Annotated in this window: 20 protein-coding genes; 8 read left to right on the top strand and 12 right to left on the bottom strand. The window is 61.0% G+C overall.

What is annotated here, in order from left to right; translation table 11 throughout:
* Positions 1 to 126 precede the first annotated feature (126 nt).
* Positions 127 to 558: an OsmC family protein gene (locus BFW87_RS11700; RefSeq protein WP_064450019.1), complete on the bottom strand. Its 432-nt coding sequence runs from the start codon at positions 556 to 558 to the stop codon at positions 127 to 129.
* A gap of 216 nt (positions 559 to 774) precedes the next feature.
* Between BFW87_RS11700 and BFW87_RS11695 the strand changes: the two genes are divergently transcribed.
* The gene (locus tag BFW87_RS11695; protein ID WP_078739965.1) at positions 775 to 1,776 is read left to right on the top strand and encodes an LLM class flavin-dependent oxidoreductase; all 1,002 of its coding nucleotides are present in this window, start codon (positions 775 to 777) and stop codon (positions 1,774 to 1,776) included.
* 151 nt (positions 1,777 to 1,927) lie between these two features.
* Here the strand turns inward: BFW87_RS11695 and BFW87_RS11690 are convergent, their stop codons facing one another.
* Together BFW87_RS11690 and BFW87_RS11685 are read right to left on the bottom strand one after the other, a co-directional pair.
* On the bottom strand, positions 1,928 to 2,152 hold the full coding sequence (locus BFW87_RS11690) for a DUF1161 domain-containing protein (RefSeq protein WP_078739964.1): 225 nt from the start codon (positions 2,150 to 2,152) through the stop codon (positions 1,928 to 1,930).
* Positions 2,153 to 2,265: 113 nt separating this feature from the next.
* The gene (locus BFW87_RS11685; RefSeq protein ID WP_078739963.1) at positions 2,266 to 2,481 is read right to left on the bottom strand and encodes a dodecin; all 216 of its coding nucleotides are present in this window, start codon (positions 2,479 to 2,481) and stop codon (positions 2,266 to 2,268) included.
* 154 nt (positions 2,482 to 2,635) lie between these two features.
* On the opposite strand from BFW87_RS11685, the gene BFW87_RS11680 reads away from it, so the two are divergent.
* Positions 2,636 to 2,962 (top strand): DUF883 family protein, encoded by a 327-nt coding sequence (locus BFW87_RS11680; protein ID WP_003170746.1) that lies wholly within the window; start codon positions 2,636 to 2,638, stop codon positions 2,960 to 2,962.
* Here the strand turns inward: BFW87_RS11680 and BFW87_RS11675 are convergent.
* Positions 2,959 to 3,855, bottom strand: a complete 897-nt coding sequence (locus BFW87_RS11675) for a LysR family transcriptional regulator (protein ID WP_078739962.1) — start codon at positions 3,853 to 3,855, stop codon at positions 2,959 to 2,961. The two genes, BFW87_RS11680 and BFW87_RS11675, sit on opposite strands and share 4 nt — an antisense overlap.
* Positions 3,856 to 3,965: 110 nt before the next feature.
* Between BFW87_RS11675 and trpB the strand changes: the two genes are divergently transcribed.
* The 3 genes from trpB (at position 3,966) to BFW87_RS11660 (ending at position 6,601) form a co-directional block, all read left to right on the top strand.
* Positions 3,966 to 5,207, top strand: coding sequence for a tryptophan synthase subunit beta (trpB, locus tag BFW87_RS11670; protein ID WP_078739961.1), 1,242 nt, complete (start codon positions 3,966 to 3,968; stop codon positions 5,205 to 5,207).
* A complete protein-coding gene (gene trpA / locus BFW87_RS11665; protein ID WP_078739960.1) occupies positions 5,207 to 6,016 on the top strand; it encodes a tryptophan synthase subunit alpha in 810 nt (269 codons plus the stop codon). Before trpB ends, trpA begins: the two co-directional genes overlap by 1 nt.
* A 138-nt stretch (positions 6,017 to 6,154) precedes the next feature.
* A complete protein-coding gene (locus BFW87_RS11660) occupies positions 6,155 to 6,601 on the top strand; it encodes an anti-virulence regulator CigR family protein (RefSeq protein ID WP_078739959.1) in 447 nt (148 codons plus the stop codon).
* Positions 6,602 to 6,830: 229 nt separating this feature from the next.
* On the opposite strand, the gene BFW87_RS11655 is transcribed toward BFW87_RS11660, so the two are convergent.
* The 6 genes from BFW87_RS11655 to BFW87_RS11630 form a co-directional block, all read right to left on the bottom strand.
* Positions 6,831 to 8,135, bottom strand: a complete 1,305-nt coding sequence (locus BFW87_RS11655) for an MFS transporter (protein WP_078739958.1) — start codon at positions 8,133 to 8,135, stop codon at positions 6,831 to 6,833.
* A gap of 159 nt (positions 8,136 to 8,294) precedes the next feature.
* The gene (gene dgoD, locus BFW87_RS11650; protein ID WP_017137927.1) at positions 8,295 to 9,443 is read right to left on the bottom strand and encodes a galactonate dehydratase; all 1,149 of its coding nucleotides are present in this window, start codon (positions 9,441 to 9,443) and stop codon (positions 8,295 to 8,297) included.
* 48 nt (positions 9,444 to 9,491) lie between these two features.
* On the bottom strand, positions 9,492 to 10,112 hold the full coding sequence (locus BFW87_RS11645; protein ID WP_078739957.1) for a 2-dehydro-3-deoxy-6-phosphogalactonate aldolase: 621 nt from the start codon (positions 10,110 to 10,112) through the stop codon (positions 9,492 to 9,494).
* Positions 10,105 to 11,073, bottom strand: a complete 969-nt coding sequence (locus tag BFW87_RS11640) for a 2-dehydro-3-deoxygalactonokinase (protein WP_078739956.1) — start codon at positions 11,071 to 11,073, stop codon at positions 10,105 to 10,107. Before BFW87_RS11640 ends, BFW87_RS11645 begins: the two co-directional genes overlap by 8 nt.
* A gap of 117 nt (positions 11,074 to 11,190) precedes the next feature.
* On the bottom strand, positions 11,191 to 11,517 hold the full coding sequence (locus BFW87_RS11635) for a DOPA 4,5-dioxygenase family protein (RefSeq protein ID WP_078739955.1): 327 nt from the start codon (positions 11,515 to 11,517) through the stop codon (positions 11,191 to 11,193).
* A gap of 31 nt (positions 11,518 to 11,548) precedes the next feature.
* Positions 11,549 to 12,499, bottom strand: coding sequence for a choline sulfate utilization transcriptional regulator (locus BFW87_RS11630; RefSeq protein ID WP_078739954.1), 951 nt, complete (start codon positions 12,497 to 12,499; stop codon positions 11,549 to 11,551).
* A 103-nt stretch (positions 12,500 to 12,602) separates the two neighbouring features.
* Between BFW87_RS11630 and betC the strand changes: the two genes are divergently transcribed.
* From betC to BFW87_RS11615, 3 genes are all read left to right on the top strand, one after another.
* Entirely contained in the window at positions 12,603 to 14,117 is a 1,515-nt protein-coding gene (gene betC, locus BFW87_RS11625) for a choline-sulfatase (RefSeq protein WP_078739953.1), read from the top strand.
* Positions 14,118 to 14,135: 18 nt separating this feature from the next.
* Complete coding sequence (choX, locus tag BFW87_RS11620) at positions 14,136 to 15,050, top strand: choline ABC transporter substrate-binding protein (protein ID WP_078739952.1); 915 nt, start codon at positions 14,136 to 14,138, stop codon at positions 15,048 to 15,050.
* 163 nt (positions 15,051 to 15,213) lie between these two features.
* Positions 15,214 to 16,782 carry a SulP family inorganic anion transporter gene (locus BFW87_RS11615; RefSeq protein ID WP_078739951.1) on the top strand — a complete coding sequence of 523 codons (1,569 nt, stop codon included), beginning with the start codon at positions 15,214 to 15,216 and terminating at the stop codon, positions 16,780 to 16,782.
* Positions 16,783 to 16,910: 128 nt separating this feature from the next.
* Here BFW87_RS11615 and aroE read toward each other — a convergent pair whose 3' ends face one another.
* Both aroE and hemF read right to left on the bottom strand, forming a co-directional pair.
* The gene (gene aroE, locus BFW87_RS11610; protein ID WP_078739950.1) at positions 16,911 to 17,729 is read right to left on the bottom strand and encodes a shikimate dehydrogenase; all 819 of its coding nucleotides are present in this window, start codon (positions 17,727 to 17,729) and stop codon (positions 16,911 to 16,913) included.
* Positions 17,729 to 18,661, bottom strand: coding sequence for an oxygen-dependent coproporphyrinogen oxidase (gene hemF / locus BFW87_RS11605; RefSeq protein WP_078739949.1), 933 nt, complete (start codon positions 18,659 to 18,661; stop codon positions 17,729 to 17,731). The genes aroE and hemF overlap by 1 nt, the downstream gene beginning before the upstream one ends.
* Positions 18,662 to 18,811: the final 150 nt, after the last annotated feature.

Raw genomic sequence — 18,811 nt, 5'->3', positions numbered from 1 at the left:
GGGAGACCTGTGTGGGAGCTGGCTTGCCTGCGATGGAATCGCCTCGGTGTAACTGAAAACCGAGGTGAACCCATCGCAGGCAAGCCAGCTCCCACACAAGCCAGCTCCTCCATGGGAGCGTCGGTATCAGCTGACCAGCGTCGCATCCAGGCTGATTTTCGCATTCAGCACCTTGGACACCGGGCAACCTTCCTTGGCCTTCTTGCTCAGCTCATCGAACTGCGCCTGGCTGGCGCCGGGGATTTTGGCCTTGAGAATCAGGTGCACAGCGGTAATCGCAAAACCACCCTCAACCTGGTCCAGCGTCACTTCAGCCTGGGTGTCGATGCTGTCAGCCTTCAAGCCGGCATCGCCAAGAATCATGGAGAACGCCATGGAGAAACAGCCGGCGTGGGCCGCGCCAATCAATTCTTCAGGGTTGGTGCCCTTTCCGCCTTCGAAACGTGCCTTGAAGCCGTAGGGCGCTTCGCGCAGCACACCGGTTTCCGTGGAAATGGAACCCAGGCCTGTCTTCAGATCACCTTCCCAATGCGCGGATGCTTTTTTAACGATACTCATAGCGGTCTCCTCGAACGGTGGTTTTGCTTCAGTAAGGTTCTGAGGATAGAAGCTCTGGCAAAGTTCATCTTGTCGGAGAAACCTAGTGATTCAGTAGGAAATTTCCCAGTGCGCTATTGAATCTCGGGTATATGCCCACATCTCTTAAGGCATGCACATGAAGCGGCAGGTTTTGGTTCGTCTATAAGCCTGCGCACCTAATGGAGAAGCAGGCTTATGAAATCGCTGTCCGACGTGAAGTTTTCGACCCTCGACCTCGTGCCCGTGCGCGCCAACGGCAGTATTGCGCAATCGTTGCGCAACTCCCTGGACCTGGCCCAGCATGTGGAAAAGTTCGGCTACAACCGTTTCTGGGTAGCTGAGCACCACAATATGGACGGCATCGCCAGCTCGGCCACCTCGGTGTTGCTGGGTTATCTGGCGGGTGGCACCTCGACCATCCGCGTCGGTTCCGGCGGTGTCATGCTGCCCAACCACGCGCCTCTGGTGATCGCCGAACAGTTCGGCACCCTGGAAAGCCTTTACCCCGGCCGTATCGACCTGGGCCTGGGCCGTGCGCCGGGTTCCGACCAAATGACCGCCCGCGCCCTGCGCCGTGAACGCTCCGGCAGCGCCGACGATTTCCCGGATGATGTGGCCGAACTAGTGGCCTACCTCGGCCCACGTGCGCCCGACCAACGGATCATCGCGGTACCAGGTACCGGCACCAATGTGCCTGTCTGGTTGCTGGGCTCCAGCCTGTTCAGTGCACAGCTGGCCGGTGAGCGCGGTTTGCCCTACGCCTTCGCCTCCCATTTCGCACCGCGCCTGATGCACGAGGCGATTCGCGTCTACCGCAATCACTTCAAGCCTTCAGCTGTGCTGGATAAACCCTACGTAATGCTGGGTATTCCGCTGGTAGCCGCCGACACCGACGAACAAGCCGATTACCTGGCGACCTCGGTGTACCAGCGCATTCTCGCGCTGATGCGCGGGCAAAGCCTGGTGCAGCGCCCACCAGTGAAGACCATGGACGGCCTGTGGCTGCCCCATGAAAAAGACGCCGTGGGCAGTTTCCTCGGCCTGGCCATGGTCGGCAGCCCGGCGAAGATCCGCGCCAAACTGGAGGTGTTGATCGAACAAACCGGCGCCGACGAGTTGATCTTCACCAGCGACCTGTACGAGCACGCCGACCGGATTCATTCCTACGAGCTGTTGGCGCAGGTGATGAAGGGCTAAATCCCAGGCAAAAAAAACGACGCACCTGTGGCGAGGGAGCTTGCTCCCGCTGGGCTGCGTAGCGGCCCCAAAATATTGGGAGCGCTGCGCACTCCAGCGGGAGCAAGCTCCCTCGCCACAAGTACGTCGTCTTTATAGCTGAAACACGGGATTAACCGCGCTTGTAGACGATTTCCTTGGTGCCGCCTTCACAACTGCCAATCACTTTGCCATCGGCCGTCGCGCCTTTCTCGACAACATCCAGCGAATAGTGCTGAACGCCTTTAGCATCAAGCTTCGCCGCGAGTTCGCTTTTCAGCTCTTCGCAAGGCTTGCCCGCCGCCAGGGCTGTACCCGCAATGCTCAACAGACCGACTGCTAACAGGAACTTCTTCATCCGTTACTTCCTTACGCTGATCGAAAAGAACGTGCCGACGCTATTGCATCGGCACCCCAACGTTGTAGCGCAGGTTATGGCAATCGGCCAGTCAGCAAGTTCAACTCGCGGAATCAACTACTGGCAATTCGGAACCCCACCTTCAGCGTGACCTGAAAATGCGCGGCCTTGCCGTCCTTGATGTGACCGCGAGTTTCGGTCACCTCAAACCATTCCAGGTGCTTGATGCTCTTGTTCGCTTCAGCAATGGCATTGTTGATGGCGTCTTCGATGCTGGTGGTCGAGGAACCGACCAGTTCGACTTTCTTGTAGGTGTGATGATCAGACATGGCGTTTCTCCTGAGGTCTTTAGTGAGCGTAGCAGTCAATGTTCGTACTGCTTCTGGCGACCGTTCCTACTCGAAAGTTCAGATTTACTGCACTTTCTGAAAACAGCGCAGTCGGTATCTACACATGCCACTCAATCACTTCAGGAGAGCCCACATGGCCAACACTTCTTTACGCAAAGCGTCACTGGAAAGCATGGAAGCCGAGATTTCGAGCCTGCTCAAATCCCTTGAAAGCCTCAAGGACGATGCGTCTGACGAGTCGCGCAAAACTTTGAAGGCCCTGAAAAGCAATGCCGAGAATGCACTCAAGCATTCCCGTCACTTGATCAGCGATGCCTACGAAGAAAGCAAAGTCAAAATCCGTGAAACCGGTGTTGCAACCCGGGACTACGCGCAAGAGCACCCATGGACTACCGCCGGCGTCGCCGTTGGCGCGCTGGGCCTGCTGGCGGCTTACTTGCTGTGCAAACGGGGTGACTAAAGAGGTTGGCGCACCAGCTCTGCCTTGAGCCACTGCGCCAATTGCCGGGCGCGCCCATCTGCGGCGCGCTTGGGTAGCCACAGCGCCAGGTGCGCCGGGGTTTCACTGAACCCCCACGGCGCCACCAGGCGACCCGCACGCAGGTCCTCTGCCACCAGCGGTTCAGGGGCGATCGCCACCCCCAGCCCTGCCACTGCCGCTTCCAGCAAATAATACAAATGCTCAAATCCCTGGCCGTGTTTCAACGCGCCGGGCTCGATGCCGTATTGCTGTGCCCAACTGGGCCAGGCTTGCGGGCGCGACGTCGTGTGTAACAACGCCTCGCCGCACAAGGCCGAGGCGGGCGCCTGCCGCAGACGTTCGTAACCGGCAAAACGCGGGCTCATGACCGGGCCAATGCGCTCGCTGGCCAGCTCATACACCTGCATATCCGCCGGCCATGGCGGCTCAGCGAAGACCAGTAGGGCGTCGAGACCCGGCCGCCTTGGGTCGAGGTCACCATCACCCGCGGACAGGTGCAGGCGCAGATCCGGCAGGTCGGCATTCAAACGGCCCAGGCGCGGAATCAACCAGCGCGCCAGCAAACTGCCCGAGCAACCGAGCACGAAAGGCGCATCCGCACTGCTTTGAGTGAGTTCGGCGCACACGTCCCTTAAACGCTCAAAAGCCTCGGCGCTTGCATCGCGTAAGCGGATACCTGCATCTGTGAGTTTAAGTCCACGCCCATCCTTGACGAACAGGCTGACACCCAAATGCTCTTCCAGCACCTTGAGCTGCCGGCTGACAGCACCATGGGTCACATGCAGTTGCTCGGCAGCCTGGCTCACGCTGTTAAGCCGGGCAGTGGCTTCAAAAGCGCGTAAGGCATTAAGGGGGGGAAGGTCTCGGCTCATCTGTGAGTTTTCCTGACAGGTTGCGGCGATCTTATCGGTTTTCAGTGTCAAGTGTCAGGGGTAGAGTGGCCCTCATTGCTTCTCCCACACATTCTTTACTGGAGCGTCTCATGACTCAGTCCCAGACCGATCTGCGCAACGGCCCAGACCTCAACGGCCTCTTCGGCGCGTTCGGCGGCCGTTACGTCGCTGAAACCCTGATGCCGTTGATCCTCGACCTGGCCCGCGAATACGAAGCGGCCAAGATTGATCCGGCTTTCAACGAAGAACTGGCCTACTTCCAGCGCGACTACGTCGGACGCCCAAGCCCGCTGTATTTCGCTGAACGCCTGACCGAGTTCTGCGGCGGCGCCAAGATCTACCTCAAGCGCGAAGAGCTGAACCACACCGGCGCGCACAAGATCAACAACTGCATCGGCCAGATCCTGCTGGCGCGGCGCATGGGCAAAAAACGCATCATCGCCGAGACCGGCGCCGGCATGCACGGTGTGGCCACAGCCACCGTGGCTGCGCGTTTTGGCCTCGACTGCGTGATCTACATGGGCACCACCGACATCGAGCGCCAACAAGCCAACGTGTTCCGCATGAAGCTGCTGGGCGCTGAAGTCATCCCGGTAGTCGCCGGCACCGGCACCCTGAAAGACGCGATGAACGAAGCCCTGCGTGACTGGGTGACCAACGTCGACAGCACCTTCTACCTGATCGGCACAGTGGCTGGCCCGCACCCATACCCTGCGATGGTTCGCGACTTCCAGGCCGTGATCGGCAAGGAAACTCGTGACCAACTGCAAGCTCAGGAAGGCCGCCTGCCGGACAGCCTGGTGGCATGCATCGGCGGCGGTTCCAACGCCATGGGCCTGTTCCACCCGTTCCTGGATGACACCGGCGTCGAGATCATCGGCGTTGAAGCCGCCGGACACGGCATCGAAACCGGCAAGCACGCCGCCAGCCTGAACGGCGGTGTACCCGGCGTACTGCACGGCAACCGCACCTTCCTGCTGCAGGACGACGACGGCCAGATCATCGACGCCCACTCGATTTCCGCCGGCCTCGACTACCCGGGCATCGGTCCTGAACACGCCTGGTTGCACGACATAGGCCGCGTTCAGTACACCTCGGTGACCGACGACGAAGCCCTGGATGCCTTCCACAAATGCTGCCGCCTGGAAGGGATCATTCCTGCCCTGGAAAGCGCCCACGCCCTGGCTGAAGTGTTCAAACGCGCACCGACCCTGCCGAAGGATCACTTGATGGTGGTCAACCTCTCCGGCCGTGGCGACAAAGACATGCAAACCGTGATGTTCCACATGGAACACTCTCAAGAAGAGCAGTCCAAGCAGGAGAAACACTGATGAGCCGCCTGCAAACCCGCTTTGCCGAGCTTAAAGAACTAAACCGCGCCGCTTTGGTGACCTTCGTCACCGCCGGCGACCCGGGCTACGACACCTCGCTGGCTATCCTCAAAGGCTTGCCCGCAGCGGGCGCCGACGTGATCGAGCTGGGCATGCCCTTCACCGACCCGATGGCCGACGGCCCGGCGATCCAACTGGCCAATATCCGCGCGCTTACCGCCAAGCAGAACCTGGTGAAAACCCTGCAGATGGTCCGCGAGTTCCGCAAAGACAACAGCGACACCCCGCTGGTGTTGATGGGCTACTTCAACCCGATCCACAAATACGGCGTGCCGCAGTTCATCAGCGATGCGAAAGAAGCCGGTGTGGATGGTTTGATCGTGGTCGACATGCCGCCTGAGCATAACGGCGAACTGTGCGACCCGGCCCAGGCCGCCGGTATCGACTTTATCCGCCTGACCACGCCGACCACTGACGACGTGCGCTTGCCGACCGTACTCAACGGCAGCTCCGGCTTTGTCTACTACGTGTCGGTGGCCGGTGTGACCGGTGCGGGCGCCGCCACCCTGGAACACGTCGAAGAAGCCGTGGCCCGCCTGCGCCGCCATACCGACCTGCCGATCAGCATTGGCTTTGGTATCCGCACGCCGGAACAAGCCGCCGCGATCGCGCGCCTGGCGGATGGCGTAGTGGTGGGTTCGGCATTGATCGATCACATCGCCAATGCGAAAAATGATCAGCAAGCCATCGATGGGGTTTTGACCCTGTGCGCGGCGCTGTCGGAAGGTGTACGCAACGCCCGTACGTAAGCGCCATGTAGCGGTAGGTAAAGTTCCTGATACAGAGGAATCAATCCGCCGGATCAGTACCTAAAGTGACAAGACCCAGGGATTTCGAACCTCGTTCGAAATCCCTTTTTTGTTCGTGCAGGACTGAGGAAAACCCCCATGAAAATGCCAAAACGCTTGATCGCTGGTCTCGGCGTGCTGATGCTTGGTGCGAGCGCCCTGGCGCAGGCCGCGCCTTACGATCAAGGCGGCCCCGACCGTGGCGGCCCGCAGGGCCCTCAAGGCCAGCACGAACAGCGTGGCGATGATCACCGCGGCCCGCAGGACAACCGTCGCGGTCCGCCGCAGGACTTCGGCCCGGTACGGCAGATCATCCACGACAACCACGGCCAGTTCTCCCGTGGCGCACCGCCACCGCCGAACGTACGCCTGGTCCGCGGCCAACCGCTGCCACGTGGCTACTACGGCGAACGCCTGGACGGCCGCGCCCTGTCGCGCCTGCCGGTGTACCAGGGTTATGAATGGCGCCGTTCCGGCCCGGACGTGGTGTTGATCGCTGTGGGCACGGGCATCGTCTACGAGATCCTCGACGGCGTGCTCAACTAAACCCCGACCGTGACCTGGCTTTGTGTAGCAACTTGGCTTCTTGTGGCGAGCGGGCTTGCCCCGCGTTGGGCTGCGCAGCAGCCCCACTTCAGGCGACTGCGTTTTTTCAGAAAGAACGCGTCGGTTGGTTTTTGGGGGCGCTTCGCGCCCCAACGCGGGGCAAGCCCGCTCGCCACAACAGGCCCGCTCGCCACAGAAAGCCTGCTCACCGAAACTAAACGGTCGTCAGTTAGAGTTCGATGCGCTCGACTTTGCCTACCAGCAACACGTAGGACAGCGCCCCCAACAACGCCAGCACCGCGATATACGTAATCGCCGGCGCAAACGAATCCCCACTGGCCAGGAAGCCAATCACAATCGGCGTGGTAATCGCCGACAAATTGCCGATAAAGTTGAACACCCCACCCGTCAGCCCCAGCAATCGCGCGGGCGCCAAGGTCGAGACCAGTGACCAGGTGATCGACGCCAAGCCATTGCCAAAGAACGCCACCGCCAGAAACGCGATAACCCAAGCGGTTGAGTCCACATAGTTGGCGCCAATGATCGCGGTGGAAATCAGCAAGCCTCCAATGATCGGCAACTTGCGCGCAAAGCCCACCGATGAGCCACGGCGAATCAGCCAGTCGGAAAAAATCCCCGAACACAGTACGCCGACAAACGCAGCAAGGAAGGGCAACGACGCCAGCAGCCCGGATTTGATGAAGTCCATGCCGCGATATTTCACCAGGTAGGTCGGAAACCACGTCAGGAAAAACCACAGCGTTGAGTTCAGGCAGAACTGCCCAAGGTAAATGCCCCAGAGCTTGCGCTTGCTCAGCACGATGCCCAGGTCCACCCAACTGAACGGTGCCTTGGTGGCCTGCGCCTGAATATCCACCAACCCGCCGCCCTCACGGATCAGCTCGATTTCCGCCGCATTGGCGCCTTTGAAATTCTTGGGTTCGCGGTACACCGCGTACCAGATCAGCGCCCACAGAATGCCCACGCCGCCGGTGGCGACAAACACCATGTGCCAGCCAAAGGCGTGTTGCAGCCACGCCAGCACCGGCGTGAGAAACGCCAGCCCCACAAACTGCCCGGAGGTGTACACACCAATCGCCGTGGCGCGCTCACGCTCGGGAAACCAGGTGGTGACCACGCGGCTGTTGATCGGGTAGGCGGGGGCTTCCAGGGCGCCAACGGCCATGCGCAGCACGAACAACGCGATAAAGCTGGCGGCAAAGCCAAGCATCACGGTGGCAATGGACCACAGCAGCAGGGCGACGGTGTACAGAATGCGCGGTGGCACCCGGTCGACCAGCCAGCCGCCGGGGATCTGCATGGCGGCGTAGGTCCAGCCGAACGCGGAGAAGATCAGCCCGACATGCACGGGGTCGATGCCCAGTTCGCTGGTGAGCGCCGGGGCGGCAATCGACAGGTTGCTGCGGTCGAGGTAGTTGATCACCACGGTGATGAACAGCAGCACCATGATGAAGAAACGCTTTCTGCTGGGCGTGACTAAAGAAGCCTGCCCGGTGAAGGATTCAGGGTGCATGGGGGTTGCCTCTTCTTATGTTTATTGAGGACGGGTCGCGGTCAGTGTGGGAGCTGGCTTGCCTGCGATGGCGGTGTGTCAGCTTGCCTGTCTAGCACTGATACACCGCTATCGCAGGCAAGCCAGCTCCCACATGGACTGTGTTTCTTCAGGAAGGGCTTACCACTCGGCAAAGCTGCCGTCGGCATGGCGCCAAATCGGGTTGCGCCAGCGGTGGCCGATAGCGGCGCGTTCGATCACGTATTCCTCGTTGATCTCAATGCCCAGGCCCGGCCCGTTGGGGATCTTCACAAAGCCTTTGTCATAGTCGAACACGCCCGGGTCGCGCACGTAGTCGAGAAGGTCGTTGCTCTCGTTGTAGTGAATGCCCAGGCTTTGTTCCTGGATAAACGCGTTGTAGCAGACGGCGTCGAGTTGCAGGCACGCGGCCAGGGCAATCGGGCCCAGCGGGCAGTGCAGGGCCAGGGCCACGTCGTAGGCTTCGGCCATGTTGGCGATCTTGCGGGTTTCGGTAATGCCGCCGGCGTGGGAAGCATCCGGCTGGATGATGTCGACGTAGCCTTCGCTGAGCACGCGCTTGAAGTCCCAGCGCGAGAACAGGCGCTCGCCCAAGGCAATCGGCGTGCTGGTCAGCGGCGCCAGTTCTTTGAGCGCTTCGTAGTTTTCGCTGAGCACGGGCTCTTCGATAAACATCAGTTTGTACGGGTCCAGCTCTTTCATCAGCACCTTGGCCATGGGCTTGTGCACCCGGCCATGGAAGTCGACGCCGATGCCGACGTTCGGGCCGACCGCATCGCGCACAGCGGCGACGTTGGCCAGGGCCAGGTCGACTTTCTCGAAGCTGTCGACGAACTGCAATTCTTCGGTGCCGTTCATTTTCACGGCAGTAAAACCACGGGCCACGGCCTCTTTCGCGGCGCGAGCGGTGTCGGCAGGGCGGTCGCCGCCAATCCACGAGTACACGCGGATCTTGTCACGCACCTGGCCACCGAGCAGGTCGCTGACGGACACGCCGAGGGCCTTGCCCTTGATGTCCCACAGCGCTTGGTCGATGCCGGCGAGGGCGCTCATGTGCACGGCGCCGCCGCGGTAGAAGCCGCCCCGATAGAGCACGGTCCAGATGTCTTCGATATTGCGTGGGTCTTTGCCGATCAGGTAGTCGGACAATTCCTCAACCGCGGCGGCCACGGTATGGGCGCGGCCTTCGACCACGGGCTCGCCCCAGCCGGTCACACCCTGGTCGGTTTCGACCTTCAGGAAACACCAGCGCGGCGGGACGATGAAGGTAGTCAGTTTGGTGATTTTCATCTGTTATCTCTCTTATAGATGCAGCGCCTGTGGGCGCGGAACTTGAAATCAGCTCAGGGCTTTCCAGGCGGCGACATACGCCTGAGCGCGGCTCGCGACCTGATCCACGGTCATACCCGGTTTGAACAACCCGGAACCCAGCCCAAACCCTTTGGCACCAACGTCGATAAACACCTGCATATTGTCCGGGGTGATACCGCCCACCGGCAGCAGCAAGGTGCCGGTCGGCAACACCGCGAGCCACGCCTTGATCACCGCCGGGCCCACTTGCTCGGCCGGGAACAGCTTCAACACGTCAGCACCTTCGGCCAGGGCGGCGAAGGCTTCGGTCGGCGTGGCCACGCCCGGCGACAGGAACAAGCCCGCCGCTTTGGCAGCGCGCAGCACGTTGGCATCGCTGTGGGGCATGACAATCACCTGACCGCCCGCCGCCTTCACCTGCTCGACCTGTTGCGGCGTCAACACCGTGCCCGCGCCGATCAGGCAATCGGCGGGCAGGCTGTCGCGCAGTGTGCGAATGCTGGTGTAAGGGTCCGGCGAGTTCAGCGGGACTTCGATTACGCGAAAGCCTGCCTCATACAGCACGTGGCCGATCGCCCGGGCTTCGTCCGGACGCACGCCGCGCAGGATCGCGATCAAACCGTTTTGTGCGAGCGCTTCTTTAAGCATGTCTGGCCTCCGTTGCAGGTTGAGTAAGCCCGGCCGCCACGGCCAATTGCCACAGCCCGCGCTCGGTGGCTTCCTGCGCCAGGCTCACCTGAGTAAAACCGCAGAGGGCGAGGGCACGCTGGTAGCGGGCGCAGAGTGGGGCAGTGCCGACCAGGACGATCGGTTTGGATTTTGAGCTGGCCGGCAAACCCGCCAGTTCGTGGCCGATCAACAGGCCGGACAGGTAATCAGGCTGCTGGTCAGGGGCGAGTTCGGCAGTCAGCCCAAGGGTGCGCGCGCTGAACAAGGTGGACAGCACGCCACGCTCGCCGTCTTTTGAAAGCGCCACTTGCACGCCTCGGTCGAAGGCTTCGGCCTGGAAGTGCTCGGAAATCTGTTGGGTGCGGCCGAGGATGCTGTGTTTACTCAACACGGCAAACAGTTCACCGGTCATGAACGTGTCGAAGTGAGTGATGCGGCCCTGAACGACTTCGACCCATTTGGAATGGCTGCCGGGCAAGCCAATCAACACGTCGGCACCAATGTTATGCAGCACGCCCAGCACCTGGGTTTCTTCGCCGCGCATCACATTGGGCAAGCCGACCTGCTCGATCACGCCCGGCACGATGTGCACCTGCACCCCACGCAGGCTGCGCACGCAGTGCAGCGCCTGGCCAAGGCTGGCGACATCAATGGGGGTGTTGCGATACGCCGCCTCGCTCCAGCCCTGGGCGCTGCCCACCATGCCGCACGCGATCACCGGCAGGTAAGGTTGGGCGTCGAGCCAGTCACCACAGGCGGCGTCGAACGCCAACTCAAAGCCATCGCTGCACTGCACGCCGGCAATGTCCCGGGGCTCGCTGGGCAGGTGCATGATCCCGAACGCCAGCGCGCGCTGTTCGAGCACCACGCCTGCGGGGCCGAGTTTGTAAGCTCGAAGGGAGCTGGTTCCCCAATCGAGCGCGATCAATTGCGCCTGCATCGCTTCACCTGAGTTCAGAGCGGATGCAGCGAATATAAACCTAAGCTTGCGCAAGTCTCAATATATAAATACACATCCCATATAACGGGATTATGTATTGGCAGCACGGGAAGGCGATCAGAAAATAGACAGGTCCAGTTCGCGCATCGCGCCCATCCAGATCGCGTAGTCGGTGTGGTCCTTCAGGTCATCGCCGGTATCGGGGTGCAGAAACACCACCAGCCCCTCGCGATGCAACGCCAGCCACGGCAGCACCACGCCGATGTATTCCGGCTCGAACGCCAGCTGGCAGCTCCAGTCCGGGTGCGGGCCAACCGGCCGTTCGTGCATGCGGCCCATGCGCAGGGGGAACAGCTTGGCGGCGTCTTCGCACAACGTGCGCGCTTGGTCGAGGGTGCTGGCGTCGTAATAGATGTGGGCGTGGTAGCCCTTGATACGTTGCATGGCGAAATCCGGAACCGATAGGCGCCAAATCCTAGACCGCAATCGACGGCAGGGCCAGCCCGGTCAGCGACTGCGCACTGCTGGCTTGCTCGGCTAACAGCCAGTCGACAAAACGCTCGACCAACTGCCCACGGCGTTTGCGCTGGGGTTGCACCACGTAGTAGCCGAAACGCGAGACCACGGTGTCGCTGACCGGGCGGCACAGCCAGTTCTGTTGCAGCAGGTTATCCACCAAGTGGCGCCAGCCAATGGCCACGCCCTGGCCGGCAATGGCGGCCTGAATCAGCAGGGTGTAGTTATCGAAGCGCAGCTGGCCAGGGGTGGGCGCGGCGCTGATACCCAGTTCGCGAAACACGCCGCTCCAGTCGAACCACTGGCTGTTGTTCTCCTGGCGCAGGTGCAACAACGGGTAATCGTGCAAATTTTGCACAGTCAGCGGCGTCGCCTGCGCCTTGAGCCATTGCGGGCTGCACACCGGGAACACTTCCTCGTTGAACAGCCACAGGCTTTCACCCTGTTTGAAACGGCCATCGCCAAACAGCACCGCCACGTCGATGTCACTGCGCAAGGTGGCGTGGTTGCGTTCGCTGGTCACCAGGCTCACGTCCACCTGCGGGTTGGCCGCATGAAAACGGTGCAGGCGCGGCATCAGCCAATAAGCGGCGAAGGCAAAGTCGGTGGCCACTTGCAGCACTTCATGCTGGTCTTGCTGGGTGATGGCGCTGAGGCCCTGATTGATGGTCTGCAGCCCGCCTTGCACGTGTTCGAACAGCAGGGCTCCGGCGTCGGTCAGCTCGATACCCCGGTAGATGCGGTCAAACAGGCGAATCGTCAGCTGCTCTTCAAGGCGCTTGATCTGCTGGCTGATGGCTGGCTGGGTGGTGCCCAGTTCCATGGCGGCCGCGGTAAAGCTGCGGTGACGCGCCGCCGCTTCGAAGGCGCGCAGCAAATCGAGAGAGACATCACCGAGGGCTTCATACATAAGCTGTGCTTATCCTAGACATTGCTTTTCATGGGCTTTACCCCATTTTCCATGGGCTGCATGCTCATTCGCATAAACACTGCCTATGGAATGCCGAGAACCCATGAAGCGCAAGAACATTCTTTTCATCATGGCCGATCAAATGGCCGCGCCGTTGCTTCCGTTCTACGGTTCTTCGCCCATCAAGCTGCCTAACCTGAGCCGCCTTGCCGAGCAGGGCGTGGTGTTCGACGCCGCCTACTGCAACAGCCCGCTGTGCGCACCTTCACGTTTTACGTTGGTCAGCGGCCAGTTACCGAGCAAGATTGGTGCCTACGACAACGCGGCAGATTTCCCTGCCGATGTGCCGACCTATGCCCACTACCTGCGTCGCCTTGGCTACCGCACCGCGTTGTCGGGCAAGATGCACTTCTGCGGTCCCGACCAACTTCACGGTTATGAAGAGCGCCTGACCAGTGACATCTACCCCGCCGACTACGGCTGGGCAGTGAACTGGGACGAGCCGGACGTGCGCCCCACCTGGTATCACAACATGTCTTCGGTGCTGCAAGCCGGGCCGTGCGTGCGCACCAATCAGCTGGATTTCGATGAAGAGGTGGTGTTCAAGGCGCAGCAATATTTGTTCGACCATATTCGCGAAGACGGCGATCAGCCGTTCTGCCTGACCGTGTCGATGACGCACCCACACGACCCGTACACCATTCCCAAGCCGTTCTGGGACCTGTACGACGACGGCGACATCCCTTTGCCTACAACGCCCGCGCAAGGTGATCTCGACCCGCACTCCCAGCGCCTGCTCAAGGTCTACGACCTGTGGGACAAGCCGCTGCCGGTCAACAAGATTCGTGATGCGCGCCGTGCCTACTTCGGCGCGTGCAGCTACATCGACAGCAATGTCGGCAAGCTGCTGCAAACCCTTGAAGACACTGGCCTGGCTGACGACACCATCATCATTTTCTCCGGTGACCACGGCGACATGCTCGGCGAGCGTGGCCTCTGGTACAAAATGCACTGGTTTGAAATGTCGGCTCGTGTGCCGCTGTTGGTGAGTGCGCCGGGGCAATTCGCGGCGGGCCGCGTGAGCAAAGCCGTGTCTACTGCCGACCTGTTGCCGACCCTGGTGGAACTGGCGGGTGGCGAGCTGGACCCACGTCTGCCACTGGACGGCCGCTCACTGCTCCCGCACCTGCGTGGGCAAGGCGGGCACGACGAAGTGTTTGGCGAATACATGGCCGAAGGCACCATCAGCCCGCTGATGATGATTCGCCGTGGTGCCTACAAATTCATCTACAGCGAAGACGACCCTTGTCTACTGTTCGATGTGCACAACGACCCGCACGAGCGGGAAGACCTCAGCCAGTCACCGGAACACCGGCCACTGTTCGAGGCGTTTTTGAGTGAGGCGCGGGCCAAATGGGACATCCCGGCGATCCACCAGCAGGTGCTCGCCAGCCAACGCCGCCGTCGTCTAGTGTTTGAAGCACTGACTGAAGGAAAGCTGAAGAGCTGGGATCACCAGCCACTGGTGGACGCCAGTCAGCAATACATGCGCAACCACATCGACCTCGACGACCTGGAGCGCAAGGCACGTTATCCACAACCCTGCCAAAACCAATAAATAGACAGAGGGAAGGCCATGCAAAAGTTAACTGCGGTGCTGGGTATGTTGGCGCTGGTGAGCGCCAATGTGTACGCGGACGCCAGTTGTGACACGGTGAAAATGGCCGATCCAGGCTGGAGCGATATCGCTGCCACCAACGCCATTACCAGTTTTCTGCTGAACGGCATGGGCTACAAGCCAAAGGTCGACACCCTCGCGGTGCCGATCACCTTTGGCGGGCTTAAGGACGGCCAGGTGGATGTGTTCCTGGGCAACTGGATGCCGGCGCAGCAGGCTTTCTATGACAAGTTCGTGGCCAATGGCGACGTGGTCCAACTGGCGAAAAACCTCGACGGCACCGAGTTCACCCTCGCCGTGCCGGACTATGTGTGGGACGCCGGGGTGCATGACTTCGCCGACCTGAACAAGTTTGCCGACAAGTTCGACAAGAAGATCTACGGCATCGGCTCCGGTGCGCCGGCGAATATCTCGTTGCAGGAAATCATCAAGAAAAACGACTTTGAGCTGGGCCAATGGAAGCTGGTGGAGTCCAGCGAGCAGGCGATGCTCGCCGAAGTGTCGCGGGCCGTGAAGAAGCAGAAATTCGTGACCTTCCTCGGCTGGACGCCGCACCCGATGAACGTGCAGTTGAAAATGCATTACCTCAAAGGTGGCGAGAAATACTTTGGTGACACCGGCAGCGTGTATACCTTGACCCGCAAGGGGTATGCACAGTCGTGCCCGAATGTCGGGAAACTGCTGACCAACCTGAGTTTTACCCAGGAGATGGAGAACGCGATCATGGCTGAGGTGGCTAACAAAAAAGTCAGCAATGCCGATGCCGTGAAGGCGTGGATCAAGGCCAATCCTGCTGTGTTGGACAAGTGGCTGGATGGCGTGAAAACCGTGGATGGCAAGGATGCGTTGGCGGCGGTAAAAGCCAAGCTCTGACACCTCACTGTAGAAACTGGTTTGTGTGGGAGCTGGCTTGCCTGCGATAGGATCACCTCGGTCTGACTGACAGAATGCGTCGTCTGCATCGCAGGCAAGCCAGCTCCCACAGGGGCCAATGTGTACTGATACTCTGGCTCAAACCTTCCAACCCGAGTTAACGATGCCCCGGCCCAACCGCCACACACTCTTCCCCTTCCTCGCCTGGCTCCCGCGCCAAACCCGCGCCAGTGTCGGCCGGGATGCGGTTGTCGGCCTCAGCGGCGCCGTGCTCGCCTTGCCGCAGTCAATTGCCTACGCACTGATTGCCGGCCTCCCACCGGAATACGGTTTGTATGCCGCCATCATCCCGGTGTTGATCGCTTGCCTTTGGGGCTCGTCGTGGCACCTGATCTGCGGCCCGACGGCGGCCATTTCGATCGTGCTCTACGCCAGTGTCAGCCCTCTGGCCGTGCCAGCGTCACAGGACTACATCATGCTGATCCTGCTGCTGACCTTTCTCGCCGGGGTGTTCCAGTGGTTGCTGGGCATGCTGCGGTTCGGCGCGCTGGTGAATTTTGTCTCTCACTCGGTGGTGCTGGGTTTTACCTTGGGCGCTGCCGTGGTGATTGCCTTGGGGCAACTGCCCAATCTGCTGGGGCTGGATTTGCCAAGCCAAGCCACCGCGATCAAAAGTTTGCTGGCACTGGTGGATCACGGCGGGGAATGGGACCACGCCTCGCTGGCACTCGGGCTGGGCACTTTGCTGGTGGGCGCCTTGCTCAAATATTGGGTGCCGCGCTGGCCGACGCTGTTGATTGCCCTGGCACTGGGCAGCCTGGTGGCATGGCTGTGGCCAGCGATGTTCGGGCATGTGGCGCAGGTGAGTTCGTTTGTGGGCAAGCTGCCGCCGTTCAGCCCGCTGCCCATGGACCTGGATATGATTCTGCGCCTGCTGCCGAGCGCCGTGGCGGTGGGCATGCTGGGTTTGGTGACCAGCCTGTCGATTGCGCGCTCGCTGTCAGCGCGCTCGCAACAATTGCTCGATGCGAACCAGGAAGTGCGCGCGCAGGGCTTATCCAATATCGTCGGCGGATTTTTCTCCGGGTATCTGTCGGCGGGTTCCTTTACGCGCTCTGGGCTTAGCTATGAGGCCGGTGCGTGCTCGCCGTTGGCGGGGGTGTTTTCAGCCCTGTGGGTGGCGCTGTTTGCGTTGTTTGGCGCGGCGCTGATCGCACACATTCCGATCCCGAGCATGGCGGCGAGCATCCTGCTGATTTGCTGGGGGTTGGTCGACCACAAAGGCATTCGCGCCTTGTTCCGCGTGAGCCGCGCCGAGTTTGTGGTGATGAGCCTGACCTGTGTCGCCACGTTGCTGCTGGAGCTGCAAACCGCGATTTACGCCGGCGTGCTGGCGTCGTTGTTTTTCTACCTCAAACGCACCTCGCAACCGCGGGTACAGCAATGGCGCGACGGCGATGAGGATGTGTTGCGGGTCGGTGGGTCGATCTTTTTTGGCGCGAGCCACTACCTGCAAGTGCGCCTGCAAAGCCTGCAGGGCGAGCGGGTGGTGATTGAGGCGCAGCAGATCAACTTTATCGACTATTCGGGGGTGGAGATGTTGCACCAGGAGGCGCGGCGGTTGCGAGGGTTGGGGCGTAGCCTGACATTGCGCCGGGCCAGGCCGCAGGTCGTGGAAGAGCTGAGGAAACTGGAAGGGGCCGACCTGTGCCCCATCCATTTCGAAGACTAAACGCAGTTAAAACTGTGGGAGCTGGCTTGCCTGCGATAGAGGTTTGTCAGGTACAAGTGTGTTGGCTGACCCACCGCTATCGCAGGCAAGCCAGCTCCCACATTGACTGTGCCCACTTTGGATTGGGGTTAGGCCAACTGACGGCGCAGCTCGGCCAATACCGGCGCCGACTCCGGGCGCACGCCGCGCCACAGGAAGAACGCTTCCGCTGCCTGCTCAACCAGCATGCCCAAGCCATCCATCGCCACCGCTGCGCCTTGTTCGGCAGCCCAGCGGCAAAACGCTGTCGGCTCCTTGCCATACATCATGTCGTAGCAAAACGTCCTGCCCGGTTCGATCAGGCTTCCCGCAATCGGCGGTACATCGCCTGACAAGCTGGCCGACGTGGCATTGATGATCACGTCCACCGGCTCACGCAACCAGTCGAAACCACTGGCAGACACCGGGCCCAAATCGTCGAACAGCTCGGCGAGCAATTCGGCCTTTTCCACGGTGCGGTTGGCGATGATCAGCGAAGCAGGCTGCTCGGCCAGCAACGGTTCCATCGCCCCACGCACCGCGCCGCCCGCCCCGAGTAGCAGGATGCGTTTGCCTTTCAGGCTCAAGCCGGCATTTACCGTCAGGTCACGCACCAGGCCCGCGCCGTCCGTGTTGTCGCCGAGCAGGCTGCCATCGGCCAGCTTGCTCAGGGTATTGACCGCACCCGCGCGCTGGGCGCGTTGGGTAAGCGTGTCTGCCAGCCGATACGCTTCTTCCTTGAACGGCACGGTGACGTTGGCGCCACGGCCTTGTTGAAAGAACTCACGGGCACAGCCGGTGAAATCCTCCAGCGGTGCGAGCAGGGTGCTGTAGTCCAGTCGATCGCCGGTCGCCTCTGCGAACATACGGTGAATCAGCGGCGACTTGCTGTGGCTGATGGGGTTGCCGAACACGACATAACGGTCCATCAGACAGCCGCCTTTGGCGCAGCTACGCCAAGCCAGTCGCGGTCCTGCAGGAAGTAATCGGTCAGGCGCGCTTCTTCGCTGCCAGCCTCGGCCTTCCAGTCATAGCTCCAGCGCACCTGGGGCGGCAGCGACATCAGGATCGACTCGGTACGCCCGCCCGATTGCAGGCCAAACAGGGTGCCACGGTCGTAGACCAGGTTGAATTCAACGTAGCGGCCGCGGCGGAATTCCTGGAACTGGCGCTGTTGCTCGGTGTAAGCCATGGCTTTGCGGCGCTGCAAGATCGGCAGGTAGGCGTCGATGTAGGCGTCGCCAATGGCGCGAATGAAGGCGAAGCAGGTATCGAAACCCCACTCGTTCAAATCATCGAAAAACAGGCCGCCGATGCCGCGGGGCTCATTGCGGTGCTTGATGTGGAAATAGCTGTCGCACCAGGCCTTGTAGCGCGAGTACACATCCGGGCCGAACGGCGCACAGGCTTGCTCGGCCACGCGGTGCCAGTGAATGCAGTCTTCCTCGTTGCCGTAATAAGGCGTGAGATCAAAGCCGCCGCCGAACCACCACACCGCCTCTTCGCCTTCTTTTTCAGCGATGAAAAAGCGCACATTGGCGTGGGACGTCGGCACATGCGGGTTGTGCGGGTGAATCACCAGCGACACACCGAGTGCTTCAAAGCCACGACCCGCCAGCTCAGGGCGATGCGCACTGGCGGACGGTGGGAGGCCGCTGCCAAACACGTGGGAAAAGTTGACGCCGCCTTTTTCGATCACCGAACCGTTTTCAATCACACGGGTGCGACCGCCGCCGCCGGCAGGCCGGGTCCAGGCGTCTTCGATAAAACGAGTGTCCGTCTCGAAGGTTTCCAGGGCGCTGCAGATGCGGTCTTGCAGGTCGAGCAGGTAGGCTTTTACAGCCTCGGTGCGGGTAGTCATGGCATCACCTTGAATCGGGCAAAGCTACGCGAGGCCATTGGGCGTCGGCGGCAAATGGGCGCACAGGATAACACCGCACCCGCTTGCACCGCAGTTGACGAAGATCAAGCTTAGGAGTTCGATAGGGGGCTACGCGATTCGACCTCAGGA

This window comes from Pseudomonas fluorescens (assembly GCF_002022275.1).
Taxonomy (GTDB): Bacteria; Pseudomonadota; Gammaproteobacteria; order Pseudomonadales; family Pseudomonadaceae; genus Aquipseudomonas; species Aquipseudomonas fluorescens_AJ.
The sequence above is the reverse complement of the archived record's forward strand: the minus strand, read 5'-3'. Positions and strand labels throughout refer to the sequence as shown.